A 16,449-nucleotide genomic window follows, 5' to 3' on the forward strand; every position below is an offset into this window, starting at 1 on the left:
ATGAAAATTGCGGTACTATCTCCCATTGCCTGGCGTACCCCGCCCCGGCATTATGGCCCCTGGGAACAAATGGCGTCTAATGTGGCCGAAGGACTGGTACAAGCTGGAGTAGAAGTAGTAACCCTGTTCGCGACGGCCGATTCTATTACTTCGGCCAAGCTGGAAGCGGTGATTGGTACCGGATACGAAGAAGACCGTACCCAGGATGCTAAAGTGGTTGAGTGCCTGCATATCAGCCATCTGATGGAGAAAGCGCATCAGTTTGATATAATTCATAATCATTTCGACTTTCTGCCACTTACCTACTCTCACCTTATTACCACTCCTCTGGTCACGACCATCCACGGGTTTTCGTCTTCTCGCATTATTCCGGTATACAAAAAATACAATGCTTCTTCCCACTATGTTTCCATCAGCCATAGCGACCGTAGTCCGGAACTGAATTACCTAGCCACAGTGTATAATGGTATTCGGGTAGGTAATTTTGCGTTTACCGAACAGCCCGATGAGTACTTACTATTTTTCGGGCGAATTCACCCGCATAAAGGAACAGCCGAAGCCATCCGGATTGCCCGTCAGAGTAACCGGAAGTTGCTTATCGCCGGTATCGTCCAGGATCAGGCGTACTTTGATGAACAGGTAAAACCTTTTATCGGTGACCAAATTTTTTTCCTAGGGCCAGCCGAACCGAAAAGGCGGAGCGAATTGCTGGGAAAAGCTTATGCTTTGCTGCACCCCATCAGCTTTGAAGAACCATTTGGTTTAAGTGTGGCCGAAGCCATGCTATGCGGTACTCCCGTTATCGCCTTTAATCGGGGGGCTATGCCCGAGCTGATCCAGCACGAAAAAACTGGTTTCCTGGTAAGTACCGTTGACGAAGCGGTTGAGGCAGTACAGCAAATTAACCAGGTCGACCGAGCATATTGCCGGGAATGGGCGACATTGCAGTTCTCTCAGGAAAAAATGGTCGCTGATTATCTAAATGTTTATCAACGCATTTTACGCTGAAGATGACTGGTTGTAAAGCTTATCCAGTAAGGCGTTGAGATTGACCGAAGCAAAGGAGGAGCAGTAGTCAGACAAACCATACGGAATAATCAATTCCCCATTATGAATAACAGAGCCACAGGAATACAACACATTAGGCACATATCCCTCCCGTTCTTCTTTGTTAGGAATAAGCAGAGGTTCCTCCAGATGCCCGATCTCAACAGTTGGGTCATCCAGTTGCAGTAAGCTAACCCCGATACAGTATCGCCGCATGGGGCCCACTCCGTGGGTCAGTAGCAACCAGCCGTATTCGGTCTCAATCGGAGAACCGCAATTGCCCACTTGAACCAACTCCCAGGGATATTTAGGCTGCTGTATCTTCACGGGGTTTTCCCACAGATTAATATTGTCTGAGTACATGATGTAGTTGTTCCAGCCGTCATTGCGGGAAGCCATCACAAACTTACCGTTGATCTTCCGGGGGAAAAGAGCAAAATTCTTGTTCTGGGCTCCGGCACCGTACAATGGCATAATATTGAAGTTATAAAAATCGTACGTCTTTAGCAGTTTGGGCACAATGATCTCTCCGTCGTAGGCCGTATAAGTAGCAAAGTATACAATGTTTCCATCATCTTCCGTAAAGCGAACAAAGCGGGCATCTTCAATACCTTTGCGTTCAAATTCGGATATTGGAAAGATTACCCGGTCGGAAATATCGGTATCCAGCGAAAAGGAAATCTCGTAATAGGAATCCGCTAGCCATAATACTTTTTCATATTCCAGACGGATAGATTCATCCGCATGTTTTTTTTTCTTTTCAAGTATGAGCTTTTTTAGGTAGTTATAATCAAAATACTCTTCTAGCTCCTCTCCCACTTCTTTTGATATACGTTCATCTATCTCACCGCTAAATGCGTTATTAAAAAATAATCTTTTCTCATAAGGGGCACTGTGCACGATCTCAGCCTCATCCACATGGTTGCCCACCGTTACCACGCTGATACTATGATCTCTGTCCAGCAAGGCGGTGCGAAAGGCAATGGAAGAAATATGGCCTTCTCCCACTGCCCTAAAACTTATAATAACTCGCTTTTGCCCTTCTTCCAATTCCGTCTGATCCGGCGCTTCTACCATAGAAGGATTAAAAAAAGCAGCGGACTCAATGGAGTATTCGTGGGTGAAATACGAGCCAATTAGTAATCTTCGATAAGAACTTAATAGTTCATGGTCTACATCCATCTCGGCAAAAAGAGACTTCAAGCGATTACAGTGACGGTATAATACTTTAGTAATATTGCGATGCCTTTTGGAATACTCCTGAAGAATAGGCGAGATAATACTAAATACTTCCTGATCATTCATGTCTATGACCTTCTGAATCACTTTTTTGGCCCGTTCATCGCCGTTGAAAAAAAAGCGGGCAATTACCCGTTTGGCATCAGGATACACTTTAATATTTTTTCGCTCAATGGAAAGTCTCATAGAAGAGGGGTAATAGAATGGTTCAATGCTAATTTAAGGTACGATGCGTAGAGGAGAAATGGGTAAATTAGGTTCAAATTGAGGGTATCAGATATGATAAAGTATGAAATAGGGAAGCTGGGCAGGGAGAATCATGATGAGATCGTAAAACCAATAACAATGTGGGTTAGCCGTAGGCATTTTCTGGGTTTCATAGTTGGTAACCTATTTACTATAATGCTTTTGGCAGCGTAAAGGTCATTGGTGGAACTAGCTATTCGGTGAACCCTGGCTACTGGTTAGCTCTCACTCAAAGTAAACTAATTCCTTTCGGGTAGGATCTTCCTGAATGGTACAGTAGTAAACACGCTTTACGTATCGCCTAACCACTAATTTAAGAGTAAGATTCACTTTGGCATACACCACTGATCCTTCCGAAAAAAGATTATCCATCTAGGTAAGGTAAGCATAATAAAATTAGCATCGTCTGTTTCCCGAGAATAATCCATCGTTATTCTTTTCAGAACGACGATAGTTACATTTTAGTGCTTTTATACTTTTAGGGTTGCATCCTAGGGATGAATGAAAATGGGTGATTCCAATTAACAATAAGCATTGCTAGAAAAAAAATACCAAAAGTCTCAAAAATTAGCGTATCTTCATTTAACTATTGCATACCTCTATTTTTTGATCTACTCATTTTTTTCTAATGATTGGGGGAAGACTTAACGTAGAAGTTTTGTTTTCCATTACCTTATTTCTGCTTACACTGCTTGGTGATGGCTCTATCAGCCAGACTCTTTTTATTTAGAAGATAATTATCCTATGAAACAGCTAAAAATAAGCAAGCAGATCACGAACCGGGAAAGTCAGGCACTGGATAAATATTTTGCAGATATAGGAAGGATGGGCTTGATCAGCCCCGAAGAGGAAGCAACTCTAGCGAAGAAGATTAGAGAAGGCGATCAACAAGCTCTAGAAAAGTTGACCAAAGCCAATTTACGGTTCGTTGTTTCGGTGGCCAAGCAGTATCAAAGCAGTAAACTGAGCTTAGGAGATCTGATCAACGAAGGGAATGTGGGGTTAATCAAGGCGGCTCAACGATTTGACGAAACTCGTGGATTCAAATTTATTTCGTATGCGGTGTGGTGGATTCGTCAGTCCATCACGCAGGCAATTGCCGAGCAATCACGTGTTGTTCACCTTCCTTTAAACCGTATTAACTCGCTGAGTAAGATTACCAAAGTATTCTCCGAACTGGAACAAAAATCCCATCGGTCGCCTACCATCACTGAGATTGCTGAGTCAACTGAGATGACCGAAGAGGAAGTGTCCTTTAATTTAAGTATTTCACATTCTTACCTATCGTTAGACGCTCCATTTGTTGATGGAGAGGAGAATAGATTACTCGACATATTAGAGAACAAAGATGAGGTAACGGATGCTAATATGATAATATCTTCCTTGCGAAAAGAATTGGAAATAGCCCTCTCTGCTTTGACAGAAAAAGAAGCAAATATACTCACCCAACACTTTGGGCTGGACGGGGAAAAGGCGATGACACTAGAAGATATCGGTAAAAAATACAACCTGACCCGGGAGCGGGTCCGCCAGATCAAAGAGAAGGCAACCCGTCGCCTTAGAAATAGCCCTCGGAATCATCTGTTGAAAATGTACTTAGGATAATTTGCAATTCTAAAAGAACCATTTCAGGTTGCATGAAATAAGGAAGAAAACTCCATATTACCTGTCTCACGATTAAAAAATGAAGGAATTTTTAGAGTGGATATGCTAGGTAGACGGTAAGTTGAGACAATAACTTTTAACTTAGCTGATATGAAAAAGAACGGCGACAGCCACCACCACCCGGCTTGATAGAGTCTTCAAGGTGATGTCGTGTACTCTCAGTTGTGGATGTAAGAACAAGAATAAAGTATATACTCAAATTCTGGAAACAGACGCTAATTTATGAGTTATCTTAAAAGGAAACGATAATACCATTGGACTTTCCATAGCAGATGTGAAAGAGGATACTGGTTTCACTTCATGAGAAAATCATCCAGTAAGAAAAAAGGTTTACTCATTCACCGTGGCTTAGCTAGGCTGAATTGTAATCTTTAGTACTTTCTATTTAGCCACTCTGCTCGTATCAGGATTCATAGACCCGCTTTCCGTATTCGCTGATACTGTGTAGAGGATCATCTCCTGAGTCACTTTCCGTATGAATTAACCCAAGCCCACTCAGTTCCTTCACAACGTCTTTCTCATCTCCGCTTAAAAGACCTAGTCTATGATAGATCTCGGTCATTGTAAAAGTATGGTCGGCACTTTTATAGAGATATCTAAATACGATTGTTGCGTTTTTACTTAGCCGTTTCATGGAAGACTAGGTTTTTCATACGGTGAAAATCAGCTATTGAAAGCTCTAAGGCTTTTATGCACCTGCTTTCCATATTCGCTGATTTCATAATAGGTTCCACCTTGGTTAGTAACCACCGGCTGGATCAAGCCTAAACAGCTCAACTCTTTCCTGGTACTCCTTTCATCTCTACTACTTAGATCAAGTAGCTCAAAAACCTCCGGAATAGAAAAAGATCCGATTATATGTTCGTAGTAGTACTTAAGTACGAGTTGTTCATTTTCTGTGAGTGACATAGCTAAAAGCCTGCTCGAGGAGTAATAAAAGTTGCCTTGCTACAGTAGTCCGTGTTGAGACGAGAGCCTTATATTTTAGATCAAAAGGTGATCAGAGAGTGCTTTCTCTAGTCAGACAGACCTGTAAAAAACAAATCCTTAAGGAGCATGCAAAACTGATGGGTGCATTTCAAAATGACGTTACGCAGCGTTTCGTATAACATCTTGCAGTTGATGCCATCGGTCGCTCATATTGAGTGCCCTCAAATCAAGTACCCGCTGTGCTCCCTTCCGGCCCCGTTGGCCTGATAACTTTAAGCGTTGCTGGGCTACCGTACGTTGGGCTGCTTCTATGGCTCCTGATCCGATCATCCAGCCTCGGCTAACATAGTAGGGATAGTCCATCCGGTACGTGTTGTTTTGACAATAACGTAGCAGTTTGGCTTTGGCCTTTCCTACTGCTTGGGTGGTGGTCTTTAAAGCCCCAATGGTAGCCACTACTTGCCTTCCCCCCTGCTGTAGTAGTTGTTCACTCACTTGCGCCAGCCAAGCTTTGCTTTGCTGAGCGTTACTGAAATAGAGGTGTGCAAACTGAGCTAAGTGCTCTTTGACATGATAAAAATCTAAGATTTGGGTCGCTCGCGGATAGGCAGCATCCACCCAATTTTTGATCCAGGGTGCCCCATCACTCACCACGACCATACGCTCAGCTAACGCCTCATACTTATCGGTCAATACGGCCATCTTGGCTTCAAACGCCCGATGGTGCCCCAGGTGAGCCACATACTCAGAATGCTTGATCCAGCCCCGTTCGGGCTGCTCCTTATAGCAATCCGATTCGCAAAACACCCGACCAATCTTGGCTTCCTGCCAACTTTGTTCCCGGGTTAATAACATCCCGCCGTCAATCTCTACATAGACCACTTCTGAGGAGCTTACTGCTTTCGCAGGTGTCTCTTCCGCTAATAAAGTGGCGGCCGATTGCCCATAATGATGAACCAGGCGATAGATCTGGGTCGCATTACTGGGCACATGAAGTAGTTTCTCTATGAGCCGAGCACCTGACGCATAACAATGATCTTGCCCTACATATACCAACAGTTCGGTCAGGTAGGGGGTAACTTTCCCTGAAAGGTACTGACTGAACCGATGGGCTTTACTCACTGCTATCATTCCGTAGCGACTTTGGACTTTTTTTTAATCCGTCGGTCAGTAGAAGAGACCCCTACGGTTTTTTCTAGCACTTGGCGGCCTAACTCAACCCAGAGGGTATCAAATTTCTTTTCGTAATCATAAAAAGTCCTCTCGTCTTGCAACGACTCAAGAGCGTCCCACCGGGAAGCTGCTAAGTCTAGGTATTCTTCTTTCGTCATAGCTCTTTACTTTTTAAGGTACTATCTTCATACGACATTATGAAATGCACCCAAACTGATGATACGTAAGTTTTATTGCTTATGACATTGAGGAAACAACTTTCACATTCACGGCATTCATCCCTTTTTTACCCCTTTCCTCTTCGTACTCTACCTCATCGTTTTCACGTACCTCTCCGGTAAGCCCTGACTCATGAACAAAAATGTCATCTCCTGAATCAGAGGGTTTAATGAAACCAAAGCCTTTAGCAGGATTAAAAAATTTTACAGTACCTTTTTTCATCAGTATTTATTAAAAGTGTAGTAACATTCAACTGTTATTTATAGTAGAGCGTTCCACATCATGCTGTTTATTTTGGATACACGTCAACATTAACTAAATGTATGTGGCTAAACTATTAGTCGGATTGGCAAGTTGTAGTAAGTGGTATACAGATGACTGCAATGCGTAAACAACTTATTAACCCGAATCTAGAAAACTCATCAACAACCAACCAAGACTGGCTAGACTTAACACAGCAGGCTCAGGTGGAATTGACATCGGAAGATCCGGCATACCCCATAGAAGGAGCGTTAGATTTAGAGAAAAAAGCAGGTTGGCGAGCATCCCAGGCAGGCTCACAATGTATTCGTATCATTTTTGATGAACCCCGTAATGTCCGAAGGATTATGTTACTCTTTGAGGAAAAACAACAGCCCCGTACTCAGGAATTCGTACTGAGATGGTCTTCGGATAGTGGCCACACTTATCAGGAGATTGTACGGCAGCAGTATAATTTTAGCCTTCCTCAAACTACTCGAGAATTAGAGAATTATTATGTGAACCTGAAAGAGGTAACTACGATTGAACTCAGTATTATTCCTGATACTAATCAGCAGAATGTACGGGCGTCTCTGACTCATTTTCGTATTGGATAGAGGTAGCCACCTCCCTTTAACATTGTAATTTTCTGCTAAGTTATACCCCTTTGTTGGTATGCTGGATTTACCCTATTGTAGGGTAAAGGGAATGATAACTACAGACTCGAGTCCTAACAAGGAAACTGCTAGCACTCAAGCAACAATTTCAGGTATATATGCATAAGCTAGCTTTTCCCTATAGGTAAATTATTGTACCTTTATAAAAGAGTTCAAACGGAACCAAAAAAAATGTGCCTAATACATGGTCTAACCGAAAAATAGACCGCACAACTTATTGAAAATCAACATTTAAGGGAACTGTATTTTCATCCAGTCATCCCGACTTTTACACTTTCAAATACTATAGAAACCCTCTTATTCCACGAATTTGAGGGTTTTTCTTTTCCCTTCGCTTCATATTTTTCAAATATTCTCATCGTACTGGTGACCTGTTTTATCCGATTCGGTTACCCAACCCTAACCAATTGCTATGACTACGCAGCACACCTTTAGTATTCTGTTCTGGCTCAATAAATCTAAGGCCAAAGATGGCCAAGCCCCGATCTGGGTCCGCATTACTGTGGACGGTAAACGTAAAGAAGTTTCGGTTAAGCAAAAGTTAGATATGAAGCTTTGGAACAATAAGAAGGGTCGTGCTAACGGCACCCGCCAGGAAGCCCAAGAAATCAACCTTTACCTCGACCAGGTACAGAACCAGTTACACAGCATCTACCAAGAGATGAAAGCGGCGAATGAACTGGTCACCGCCGAGGCTATTAAGAATCGATTCACTGGAGCCGAGGGTATGATGGACGTTAAAAATGATACGTTGACATCGTTCTTAGGCAGAAAACCGACAACTGTCATGAAGTTCATTAATCGGGTGTACGGATAAATTGTGAAGTTAAGAAGGATTTTATGGCGAAAGCCTTCGGGGAGTAAGCATTGTTGATAAAGTCATAATCAAAACATGAGACTACGGATTCACTGTTGGCTTAAAGCACGAAAGTTTGAAGTTTTTACAGTCTGGGAATGTCGCACTGTTTACGACTACTTAATTCTTGAGTTAATCGACTTTAAGTACTTTGAACGAGTGATGGCTTGATCTACTCCAAGCCTTTATAAGGTACACTCCATTCTTGTAGCCGGAAAAATCAATAGAGAATTCGTTTTTTACGGGACGGTTAATTTCTACAATGGTTTTCCCCAGTTGATTATACACCTTGAGGTACTCTATTGGGTGCCGAAACTGGCTGAGATCTATAAAAAGGGTTTGCGTGACCGGATTAGGATAAACTAAAAGGTGCTGTACATCAGAAGGCTGTATTCCACCGGTAATAATCTCCTCTTCAACGTTATCCGTAGAATCAGTAGGTGTGGTCCGCATAGGTCTCTTCGTAAGATTGAGTGCTGTTGTCATATTAGTGCCACAGGCACTTATTGAAGAGAGCGTGAGCGTGTTTTCGTTGACATAAGCATCCCATTGTACCCAAACGTTGGGCCCAGCAGACCTTTTTATTGTGCCTCCGGTGCTACTCCACTGATACGTTGCGTTTTGAAGTGTTTGTGCTTGGTAGTGGTATGTGCTTCCCCCTACTACTTCACGCTCCCCCACAATATTTCCAGCAACTACAGGCTTAAATTCAACCTCTAGTTTTCGAAGAACTCTAGCATCGTCAGCAAAGCCGCTACTCGATGATATAAATACATCTCCATCAACATTTATCAGGTATGCGTCATCACTTGTTGTGTATCTTCTAAGCCAATTCCGTCCTCCGTCTTCAGTATAGTATATGGTAGAGTTAAAACTTGCCCAGCCTATCATTTTGTTTAGAAAAGTTGGAGTTAACTCCTGTTGATTATTTTCTCGGCGGATTTCCTCCCAATTGTTACCTCCGTCAACCGTTCGGTAAAGCTCCGGTGGGGCTGGGTTATCATATTTACGTTCATATGACCATAGAAAACCAAGATTGGCATCTAAAAAATCAAACCCTTTTATTCCTATGTTTTCATCAAAAAAGATATTCTTCCAGGTTTTTCCTTGATCTTCAGTCTTATAGACTACATTTTTTCTTTTAATAAATCCGGTAGTGTTGTTCACAAAATCTAATTTGTGAAAGTATTCAGATTCATTATTTGTTAATATAGTCTCCCAAGAGTTACCCCCATCCGTGGATCTTGATACTTCTTTGTAAGAAGAAGCAAGTACTATTTGGTCATTTAAAAACTTGATTGATTGAATTCCTCTACTATTTACTATCGAATTCCAGTTGTTTCCACCATCTTCCGTTTTATACAGGATGTCGTTTGTAAAATAAAAACCAATTTTTTCATTATACATACTCAAATCCCCCTGATCGTTGGTTGGTAATGGAAATGGTTTCCAGGTAAGCCCGGCATCGTAGGTAATAAAGGCAGTTGTATACCCTTGGTAAGAGTTTGTCTTAACAAATCCTGAGGACTTGTTGATCATATTCAACCGGGTTCTCTGGTCAATTTCCAGTACAGAAACAGTTTCCCATACACTGTTGCGGCTAGCCAGGATAAGCTTATGAGTATGTTGTTCCCAGTAATTACTAATTGCTTGTCCCACGGCAATGACATTGTTACCTGCTTCATTGGTGGCCATTCCCCAAACTTCACCTCTAGATTGACACACTAGGTTCCATTGATTACCACCATCGGTTGATTCGTACAGCCCTTCGTCTTGATTAAAGAAAAAACCTCGTTGTTCGTCGAGCATATGTAGATGGGATATTTTTTTTTGAATGGTAGATACTGGAATCCAGTTGTTTCCGCCTGTCGTCGATTTATACGCTCTTCCGCCACGATTCACCATATAAATAACATCCCGACTGAGTAGCTGTAGTTGGATCACCGCTCCAATCTCGTCAATGCCATTTAAAGATAGCTCACTCCAGTCCTTACCTCCGTTGGAAGTTTTATACAGTTTTCCCCGGTGGTCCCCTGCCAATCCATAAAGTGAGTCTACAAACGAAATAACATTAATATTATTCCGATCGTAGGAGCGACTACCGACATCAATAGCCCCCTGAAACTTCCAGTGACCGCCCTGGTCGGTGCTCTGATAGATATTGCCGGTGTGGGTACTTACAAAAGCGTGATTCTGATCAGAGAACGACAGGCTGGTAATAATGTCATCTTGTTGAGAGATTTTTAGGATTTGCCATTTTTCTCCAAGGTCGTCGGTTTTCAGAATAAAAGATGAACCGGTGACGTACAGATAACCGTCTCCGGGATACTGTACGGTATGGTAATTTTCGGCCGCTAGGTTTGGAGTGATATCCGTCCAGTTGGTTCCACCGTCTGTAGATTTGATGATATTGTTCGGACCGGCAGCAACCACCACATTATTGTCCAAGAATGCTACATCCTCGAGCTTTTGGTCGAGGTACTGCATGTTATCTTCACATACAACGGAGATGTTTTCTTCAACGTCGGTAACTGCAATTAGTAATACTTCCTCCGCTGTGCTTTGAGTGCTTTCGGCTTTTACTCGTACCGACATCAGAGGAGTGGATTCAAAGTCTATTGGTTGGCTGGAAAGTAGCTGGTTACCGCTGATAGAAAAATAGCGATTATCCCGGTCACCTTCTCCCGGAACTAATGAAAAAGTATAGCCTTGGGACTGAGTCGACACCGAAAGTACTCCTACCACCGTTTTTGAGGGTTGGTTTTCGTCTATGGTAGATTTAGTAAGTTTAATTGCTTGAGCGGTACTGCTGAACGTTACTTTCTTGGTCAGGGTTGCTACCCCAAAACAATACGATGAATCTCGCAAAGCCTGGGTAAACGATGCCCCAGAAACAGGAATATTCACCGTTGGTTCGGATTGATCGTTACTTACGATGCTTACCAATCCGTCATGTAACCCTGCCGTATCGGGGAAGAAAGTTAATTGCACATCAGACGACTCACCGGGACGAAGTAGCGGTGAGTCTGAGTCCGAACTGATATAGTAAGCGTTACCTGATACCGTAACGTCTGATAAGTAAAGGTTTTTGCGACCAATGTTGGAAATACGTATGGTCTTTTGTGCACAGCTATCCGCCGCCAATGCAGAAAAGTCTAGTTGTGAGTGGCTTACCGAAATTTTTGGTTGGGGAATGTCAACCCATAAGTCTTGATGAAACCTATCCACTCCGGCAAAATAGAAGTCCTCTCCCACCCCGGCTTTGAAGTCTATTTCCTGAAAGTCTCCCCCGAACAAGTACAATGAGTCAGGATAGTTCAGATCATAAATGCCCAAGCCTACGGGAGTCCTACCATAAAGCTGGTTTTTCCACTCGGTCAGTCTTGCGTCCTGCTCATCCCTGTCATCGTATTTAACGACCACCACATCGGATACATTTTGGGTTCCGGCTTCGGTGCCATCGGATACCCAAAGGTTAGCAGAGGAGCTGTAGCCCGTTCTGCCGACAAAATAAAGCTTACCATTGGCAGCGGCAAAGTTCATGATTTCAGAATTATACGCGTGTGGGTCGAACGAAAAAGATTTAAGCATCTGGGTTCCCTGAACCGTCCCATCCGTCACCCACAGAGCGTCACTGTCCTTCGTCCCGCCATTGTCTCGGTTAAAGTTCAGGCGCACCGAAAAGAACAATAAGTCACCCACCCCCGTCAGATTATCAACCTCTATTCTTCCGTATCGATCGATGGTCCAGGAAGAGAGCACCGTAATTTCACGGGTGGCTTCGTTGACCCGGCCTATCTTCCCGCTCCCGGCTACGTACAACCGGTTTTCATGATGGCGATAGCGCGTGATATTCTCGAAACCAGCGGCATTAATAGGTTCGAATCTTTGTTCAGACTCATCATATATTGATAACTCTTCTCGGTGATCGCTAAAAGAATATAAACCCTCGCTGGTGGTAAATAGTGATGCTGCCCGTAACTGGCGATCACAGTCAGGAAAACACGCTACGCGATTTTCTGAGGGAAACACTTCAAAAACCTCATCGCGATTGCCTAAAACAAGCAGCCGATTTTGGTAAACGACCCAGTTTCTAGGATTTAAGCTGTTGGTTCCCGGGATATGATCTACCAGCAGCCGGGTACCTTCTTCTGTACCATCAGTTATCCAAACTTCTGTTCCATGACGAACATCGTTGGCACTAAAGAGCAACTGGTCGTTGTACACCAAAAAACTTTTGGGAGAAGAGCCGTTCTCACCGATGGTGATATCTTTTACTAGTACTGTATTTTCTACCGTTCCATCGCTTCGCCACAACTCCATACCGTGAACCTGATCTTCAGCAGCGAAATACAGTTCGTTCTTAAAGGATATGGATTCACCGGTAGATTTAAATTCTTTCAAAAAAAGCTGGGCCAATGTAGTAGTAGAAGCCGTACTTAAGAGCACGAATATTATAGTAATTCTCATAATAATTATAACAAATTTAAGAATATTAACTTTTGATGGTAGACCTTATCGTTATGTCTGACCGTAGCCATGTACACCCCCGATTGGTTAGCGAGCCAGTTAATTTCCAATGGATCGTACAGGGTAGTTATTGCTAACTGTTGGGAATAACATAACTTACCGAAACTATCCACAATCGTAATATCATAAGTGCCAATTTCCCCGGGAGGCAGCTTTAAGTACAAAGGTGATTGGGTGACCGGGTTTGGATAAAAAAGTACGGGCTGATGAGGCTGCTCTTCAATAATTGCGGTGGGGGTCAGTGCATCGACCATAAGAGTTTGAGCCAATGAGAAGGCGGAACCCAGGTGTCCGTTGTCAATGGCCTGAACCCCCCACTCGTAGATTCCCTCGGGAAGCGATGTAAGTACGAAGAAGTTATTCTTTTGGGCATTGCCTAACGTAGGGTACTGTAGCACGCCATTTTCGTTGGCATAGGGATGTACTACAAACCTTCCATTAGCGTCTTTTACGAAGAGGTTATACGTAAGATGAGTGCTGGATGATTCAGCGTCGGTAGACGCATCCCACGAGAAAATAACGGTGGAACCCGATACCGAAGCCTGAAGGTTGGTGGGAGACTCGGGCGGGGAGTTGACCCGGTTCCAGCGAGGTGACATGTTGTTACGATACAGAATAACTTTAGGACTTACATAGTCGGTCTCTCCTAAGACTACCACATCTAAGTCGCCATCTCCTTCAATATCTCCTACCGACATGTGCCCTTGATGCGTGTGTTTAAGTAGATAAGGGTATGTTTCCCGAAAAGCTAAATTTTCCTGGTTCTCGTAAATGTGAGTGTGTTGCGCACCTCCGTGGGGGTCACCGTAAATCAGAATATCGGTATCACCATCGTTGTCATAATCTCCCCAGGCAATTTGTATGTCGTAGATTTCTCTCACAAAGGTATCCTGAAACACTTCGGTAAACGAACGGTCGCCCATGTTTCGTAGCAATGCTACTTTGCCTTCCCCATTACCGCAGTACGTTGAACCAGCCAGCAAGATGTCTAACCACCCGTCACCATCATAATCGAGCCAAGTCATTTTTCCTCTCGACAGGGGGAGATGAGCGGTAACAGCGGGCAGGCCTTCCAGCACGTTAGGCTCAAATACTTTAGAGGCCTTTTGCTCATAGATAACCCATCGGTTGACTCCGCAGCTGGTAGTTTGCGCGACGATAATATCCAAGTCACCGTCATTATCGTAGTCAGCCCATGGTTGGCTGCTCTTTATATCTCCCCGTATGGAAGTGATGTTTGAGTCCAGAAATTCGCGATTATCCTTTTGTTCGTAAATAGTAATCGGATGAGCCTCGTTATAACCACCCTTTGATTGCATAATGTCTACATCACCATCGTGATCATAATCTTCCCAAACAAAATTTGAAGATAATACGATTGAGTCTCCCAAATACTCGGAAGGTAACTGAGCGGTGAAATGACCGGTGCCATCGTTGATAAATAGTCCCGCCGAATCGGCGACGTACCAACGCTCGCGCAGATTCAGCCAAAAATCCAAGTATCCATCGTTATTAAAATCTATCCAACGTAGAGTAGCATCATTGAATACCGGGGGGAATTTTTGGTTCGTTCTTTCGTAGTAAGTGTCTTGCCACAAATATACGTGGGTCGCTAAAGTAGCATTAGTTTCTTCATTGGCTGAGCTCAGTAATAGATCCAGATCACCGTCGTTGTCCAGATCTGCCAATGACGAGAACGTTCCCTCCGTTTCATCAAGATAAAGGCCAAAGTCAGCCTCGTAGGGATCAGGAAAAGTGGCGGCTTCCAGTTGGGCAAAAAACTTGTCGGGATAGGTGCAGTTAGCAGAGACAATTTTGTAAGTGTACGAAGTGTTGCTGGTTAGATTAAATGTGTCCAAAAACGAAGTAACGTTCTTCGGTAGTGTGGCCAGCGGCCTATCTATCGGAGTGAATTCCTCGTCTTCGGAAACACGATAAATTTCGTACGCAGCTTCACTGTCAGACTCATCTTTCCATTCTAAGCGGATTGAATGGTTTGATATTGTGGTTGATTGTGCGTTTTTAGGCGCAACTGGCCGATTGTCTTGGATAGTAAACTTCCTCTCAGCCGTGAAGACCGAGCCCCGATAATTTGCGTCAACACTTTGAACTGCCCAGGCGTATGTTCCTGCTGGCAGGCAGCGAAGCGTGAAACCCGAATTGAGCGAAGCGTTACCCGGACGAGCCACCCGACGAAAGCCACTCAAAGTATCCGATAACGGACTTATAACATAGCTTCCTTGTTCGTCTTTAACGTACACGTTGTAGGTGAGAGAAGCTACGTTGGTCTCCAGGTCGACATCTTTACTCCATGACAAACTTACTTGGTTGTCTACTACCTGTTCGGAGAGTCCGGCGGGTGGTAAGGGGATGGTGTTAGCTTTCCCCTGCTCGATCCAAAGATTTCGATACAGATGAAACTGCTTGTACCCAGTCATTACAACATCTAAGTCGCCATCTTTATCGTAATCAGCAGTAGCTACCACGCTCCTTCCCAAGCTCTTAATCTCGGGCAGAACAGCTTGGGTAAAGTCCTTTCCCTCCTGATTAATATACAAGTAACTTTGTTGGGCTTCGTTTGCGCAGTACTGGTGACCATTGAGTAAAATATCGTACCACCCGTCATTATTAAAATCTCCCCAGAGTGCTCTGTTTGTTTCGGGAAAGTCAATGCTTACTGTTTCGGTATTTCCTGATACCAGACGTTGAAGACTATGCTGTACATATGATTTTAAGAGTAAGTCTATTTTGCCATCACCATCATAATCAGCCGCTTGCGCATCGTGTATCTCTGCCTCGTACCCTAGTATGTCCCTCTGAAAATCCCCGAACCCATCGTTTTTCCAAACGTATCCTCTTGCTACGTTATCTTCGGAAACACTCCCAATGAGATCAAGGTCTTGATCACCATCTAAATCTACCCAATTCCCGTAAGTTAGGTCACGGATACTATTATCCGTTGACCGAGCAAAGATTCCTTTTCTATTTTGATAGATGTTTAGTTGCTTGAACTTGCTGAAGAAAAAATCACTATCACCATCCCGATCATAATCGCCCCACATCACCGCGGCAGAGGGAACACTATTGATAACAAATCCCTGATTGGTATACTCCCGGAAGCCCTCCCGGGTGTTTTCTAGAATAAGCAATTTTTTAGAGTGGGCGCCCTCGGATAAGATAATGTCTATATCGCCATCTCGGTCAAAATCGCCCAGGTCGAAGCTTTGGTGCGTCACCCCGGCTTGCGTTCTGATGGGAAGCTGACTGGTAGGGATAAAGCTACCTTGGTCTTGGTAAAAGATAAAAAAGCTAGGGTCACCTCCTAAAGAACCTATATGGATCAGATCAAGCTGTCCGTCGCCGTTCATATCTCCCCACTGAACGTCAGCGTTCCAAAGCCCTACGCCACCCGTGATTTCTACCTCTTGAAATGATTGCCCCAACTTGTTTTCTGTAGCAAGTAAGTAAAGGATCAAGATCAATAAATGCGGTTTATAACGTAATATATTTATTTTTTTAAGTAAATTTTATGATTTTTCATCTTTTAATCGCTACTTTATACAAAAGTAATATATTTTTGTTTATACAAAAAATTTTTCGGAAAGGATGTTTAGCATAAGGATTAAG

11 protein-coding genes are annotated in these 16,449 nt (G+C 43.4%); 4 read left to right on the forward strand and 7 right to left on the reverse strand.

Going from position 1 to position 16,449, the window contains the following annotated elements:
* On the forward strand, nt 1-1,008 hold the full coding sequence (locus P0M28_RS30080) for a glycosyltransferase family 4 protein (RefSeq protein WP_302207218.1): 1,008 nt from the start codon (nt 1-3) through the stop codon (nt 1,006-1,008).
* Here the strand turns inward: P0M28_RS30080 and P0M28_RS30085 are convergent.
* The gene (locus P0M28_RS30085) at nt 1,000-2,472 is read right to left on the reverse strand and encodes a glycoside hydrolase family 130 protein (RefSeq protein WP_302207219.1); all 1,473 of its coding nucleotides are present in this window, start codon (nt 2,470-2,472) and stop codon (nt 1,000-1,002) included. The two genes, P0M28_RS30080 and P0M28_RS30085, sit on opposite strands and share 9 nt — an antisense overlap.
* Before the next feature lie 285 nt (nt 2,473-2,757).
* Nucleotides 2,758-2,904, reverse strand: coding sequence for a hypothetical protein (locus P0M28_RS30090; protein WP_302207220.1), 147 nt, complete (start codon nt 2,902-2,904; stop codon nt 2,758-2,760).
* A 372-nt stretch (nt 2,905-3,276) separates the two neighbouring features.
* On the opposite strand from P0M28_RS30090, the gene P0M28_RS30095 reads away from it, so the two are divergent.
* Complete coding sequence (locus P0M28_RS30095) at nt 3,277-4,137, forward strand: sigma-70 family RNA polymerase sigma factor (protein WP_302207221.1); 861 nt, start codon at nt 3,277-3,279, stop codon at nt 4,135-4,137.
* A 1,149-nt stretch (nt 4,138-5,286) separates the two neighbouring features.
* Here P0M28_RS30095 and P0M28_RS30100 read toward each other — a convergent pair.
* The 3 genes from P0M28_RS30100 to P0M28_RS30110 form a co-directional block, all read right to left on the reverse strand.
* Nucleotides 5,287-6,258 carry a hypothetical protein gene (locus P0M28_RS30100; RefSeq protein WP_302207222.1) on the reverse strand — a complete coding sequence of 324 codons (972 nt, stop codon included), beginning with the start codon at nt 6,256-6,258 and terminating at the stop codon, nt 5,287-5,289.
* Complete coding sequence (locus P0M28_RS30105; protein ID WP_302204934.1) at nt 6,255-6,458, reverse strand: hypothetical protein; 204 nt, start codon at nt 6,456-6,458, stop codon at nt 6,255-6,257. Before P0M28_RS30105 ends, P0M28_RS30100 begins: the two co-directional genes overlap by 4 nt.
* Before the next feature lie 79 nt (nt 6,459-6,537).
* Nucleotides 6,538-6,741 (reverse strand): cold-shock protein, encoded by a 204-nt coding sequence (locus P0M28_RS30110; RefSeq protein WP_302207223.1) that lies wholly within the window; start codon nt 6,739-6,741, stop codon nt 6,538-6,540.
* Nucleotides 6,742-6,902: 161 nt separating this feature from the next.
* On the opposite strand from P0M28_RS30110, the gene P0M28_RS30115 reads away from it, so the two are divergent.
* Nucleotides 6,903-7,376, forward strand: a complete 474-nt coding sequence (locus P0M28_RS30115) for a hypothetical protein (RefSeq protein WP_302207224.1) — start codon at nt 6,903-6,905, stop codon at nt 7,374-7,376.
* Between the two features lie 472 nt (nt 7,377-7,848).
* On the forward strand, nt 7,849-8,253 hold the full coding sequence (locus tag P0M28_RS30120; protein WP_302207225.1) for an Arm DNA-binding domain-containing protein: 405 nt from the start codon (nt 7,849-7,851) through the stop codon (nt 8,251-8,253).
* A 171-nt stretch (nt 8,254-8,424) separates the two neighbouring features.
* Here P0M28_RS30120 and P0M28_RS30125 read toward each other — a convergent pair whose 3' ends face one another.
* Complete coding sequence (locus P0M28_RS30125; protein ID WP_302207226.1) at nt 8,425-12,762, reverse strand: ELWxxDGT repeat protein; 4,338 nt, start codon at nt 12,760-12,762, stop codon at nt 8,425-8,427.
* A 5-nt stretch (nt 12,763-12,767) separates the two neighbouring features.
* Entirely contained in the window at nt 12,768-16,304 is a 3,537-nt protein-coding gene (locus P0M28_RS30130; RefSeq protein WP_302207227.1) for an FG-GAP-like repeat-containing protein, read from the reverse strand.
* Between the last annotated feature and the right edge of the window lie 145 nt (nt 16,305-16,449).

Origin of the sequence: Tunicatimonas pelagia (assembly GCF_030506325.1) — a bacterium.
Classification (GTDB): Bacteria; Bacteroidota; Bacteroidia; order Cytophagales; family Cyclobacteriaceae; genus Tunicatimonas; species Tunicatimonas pelagia.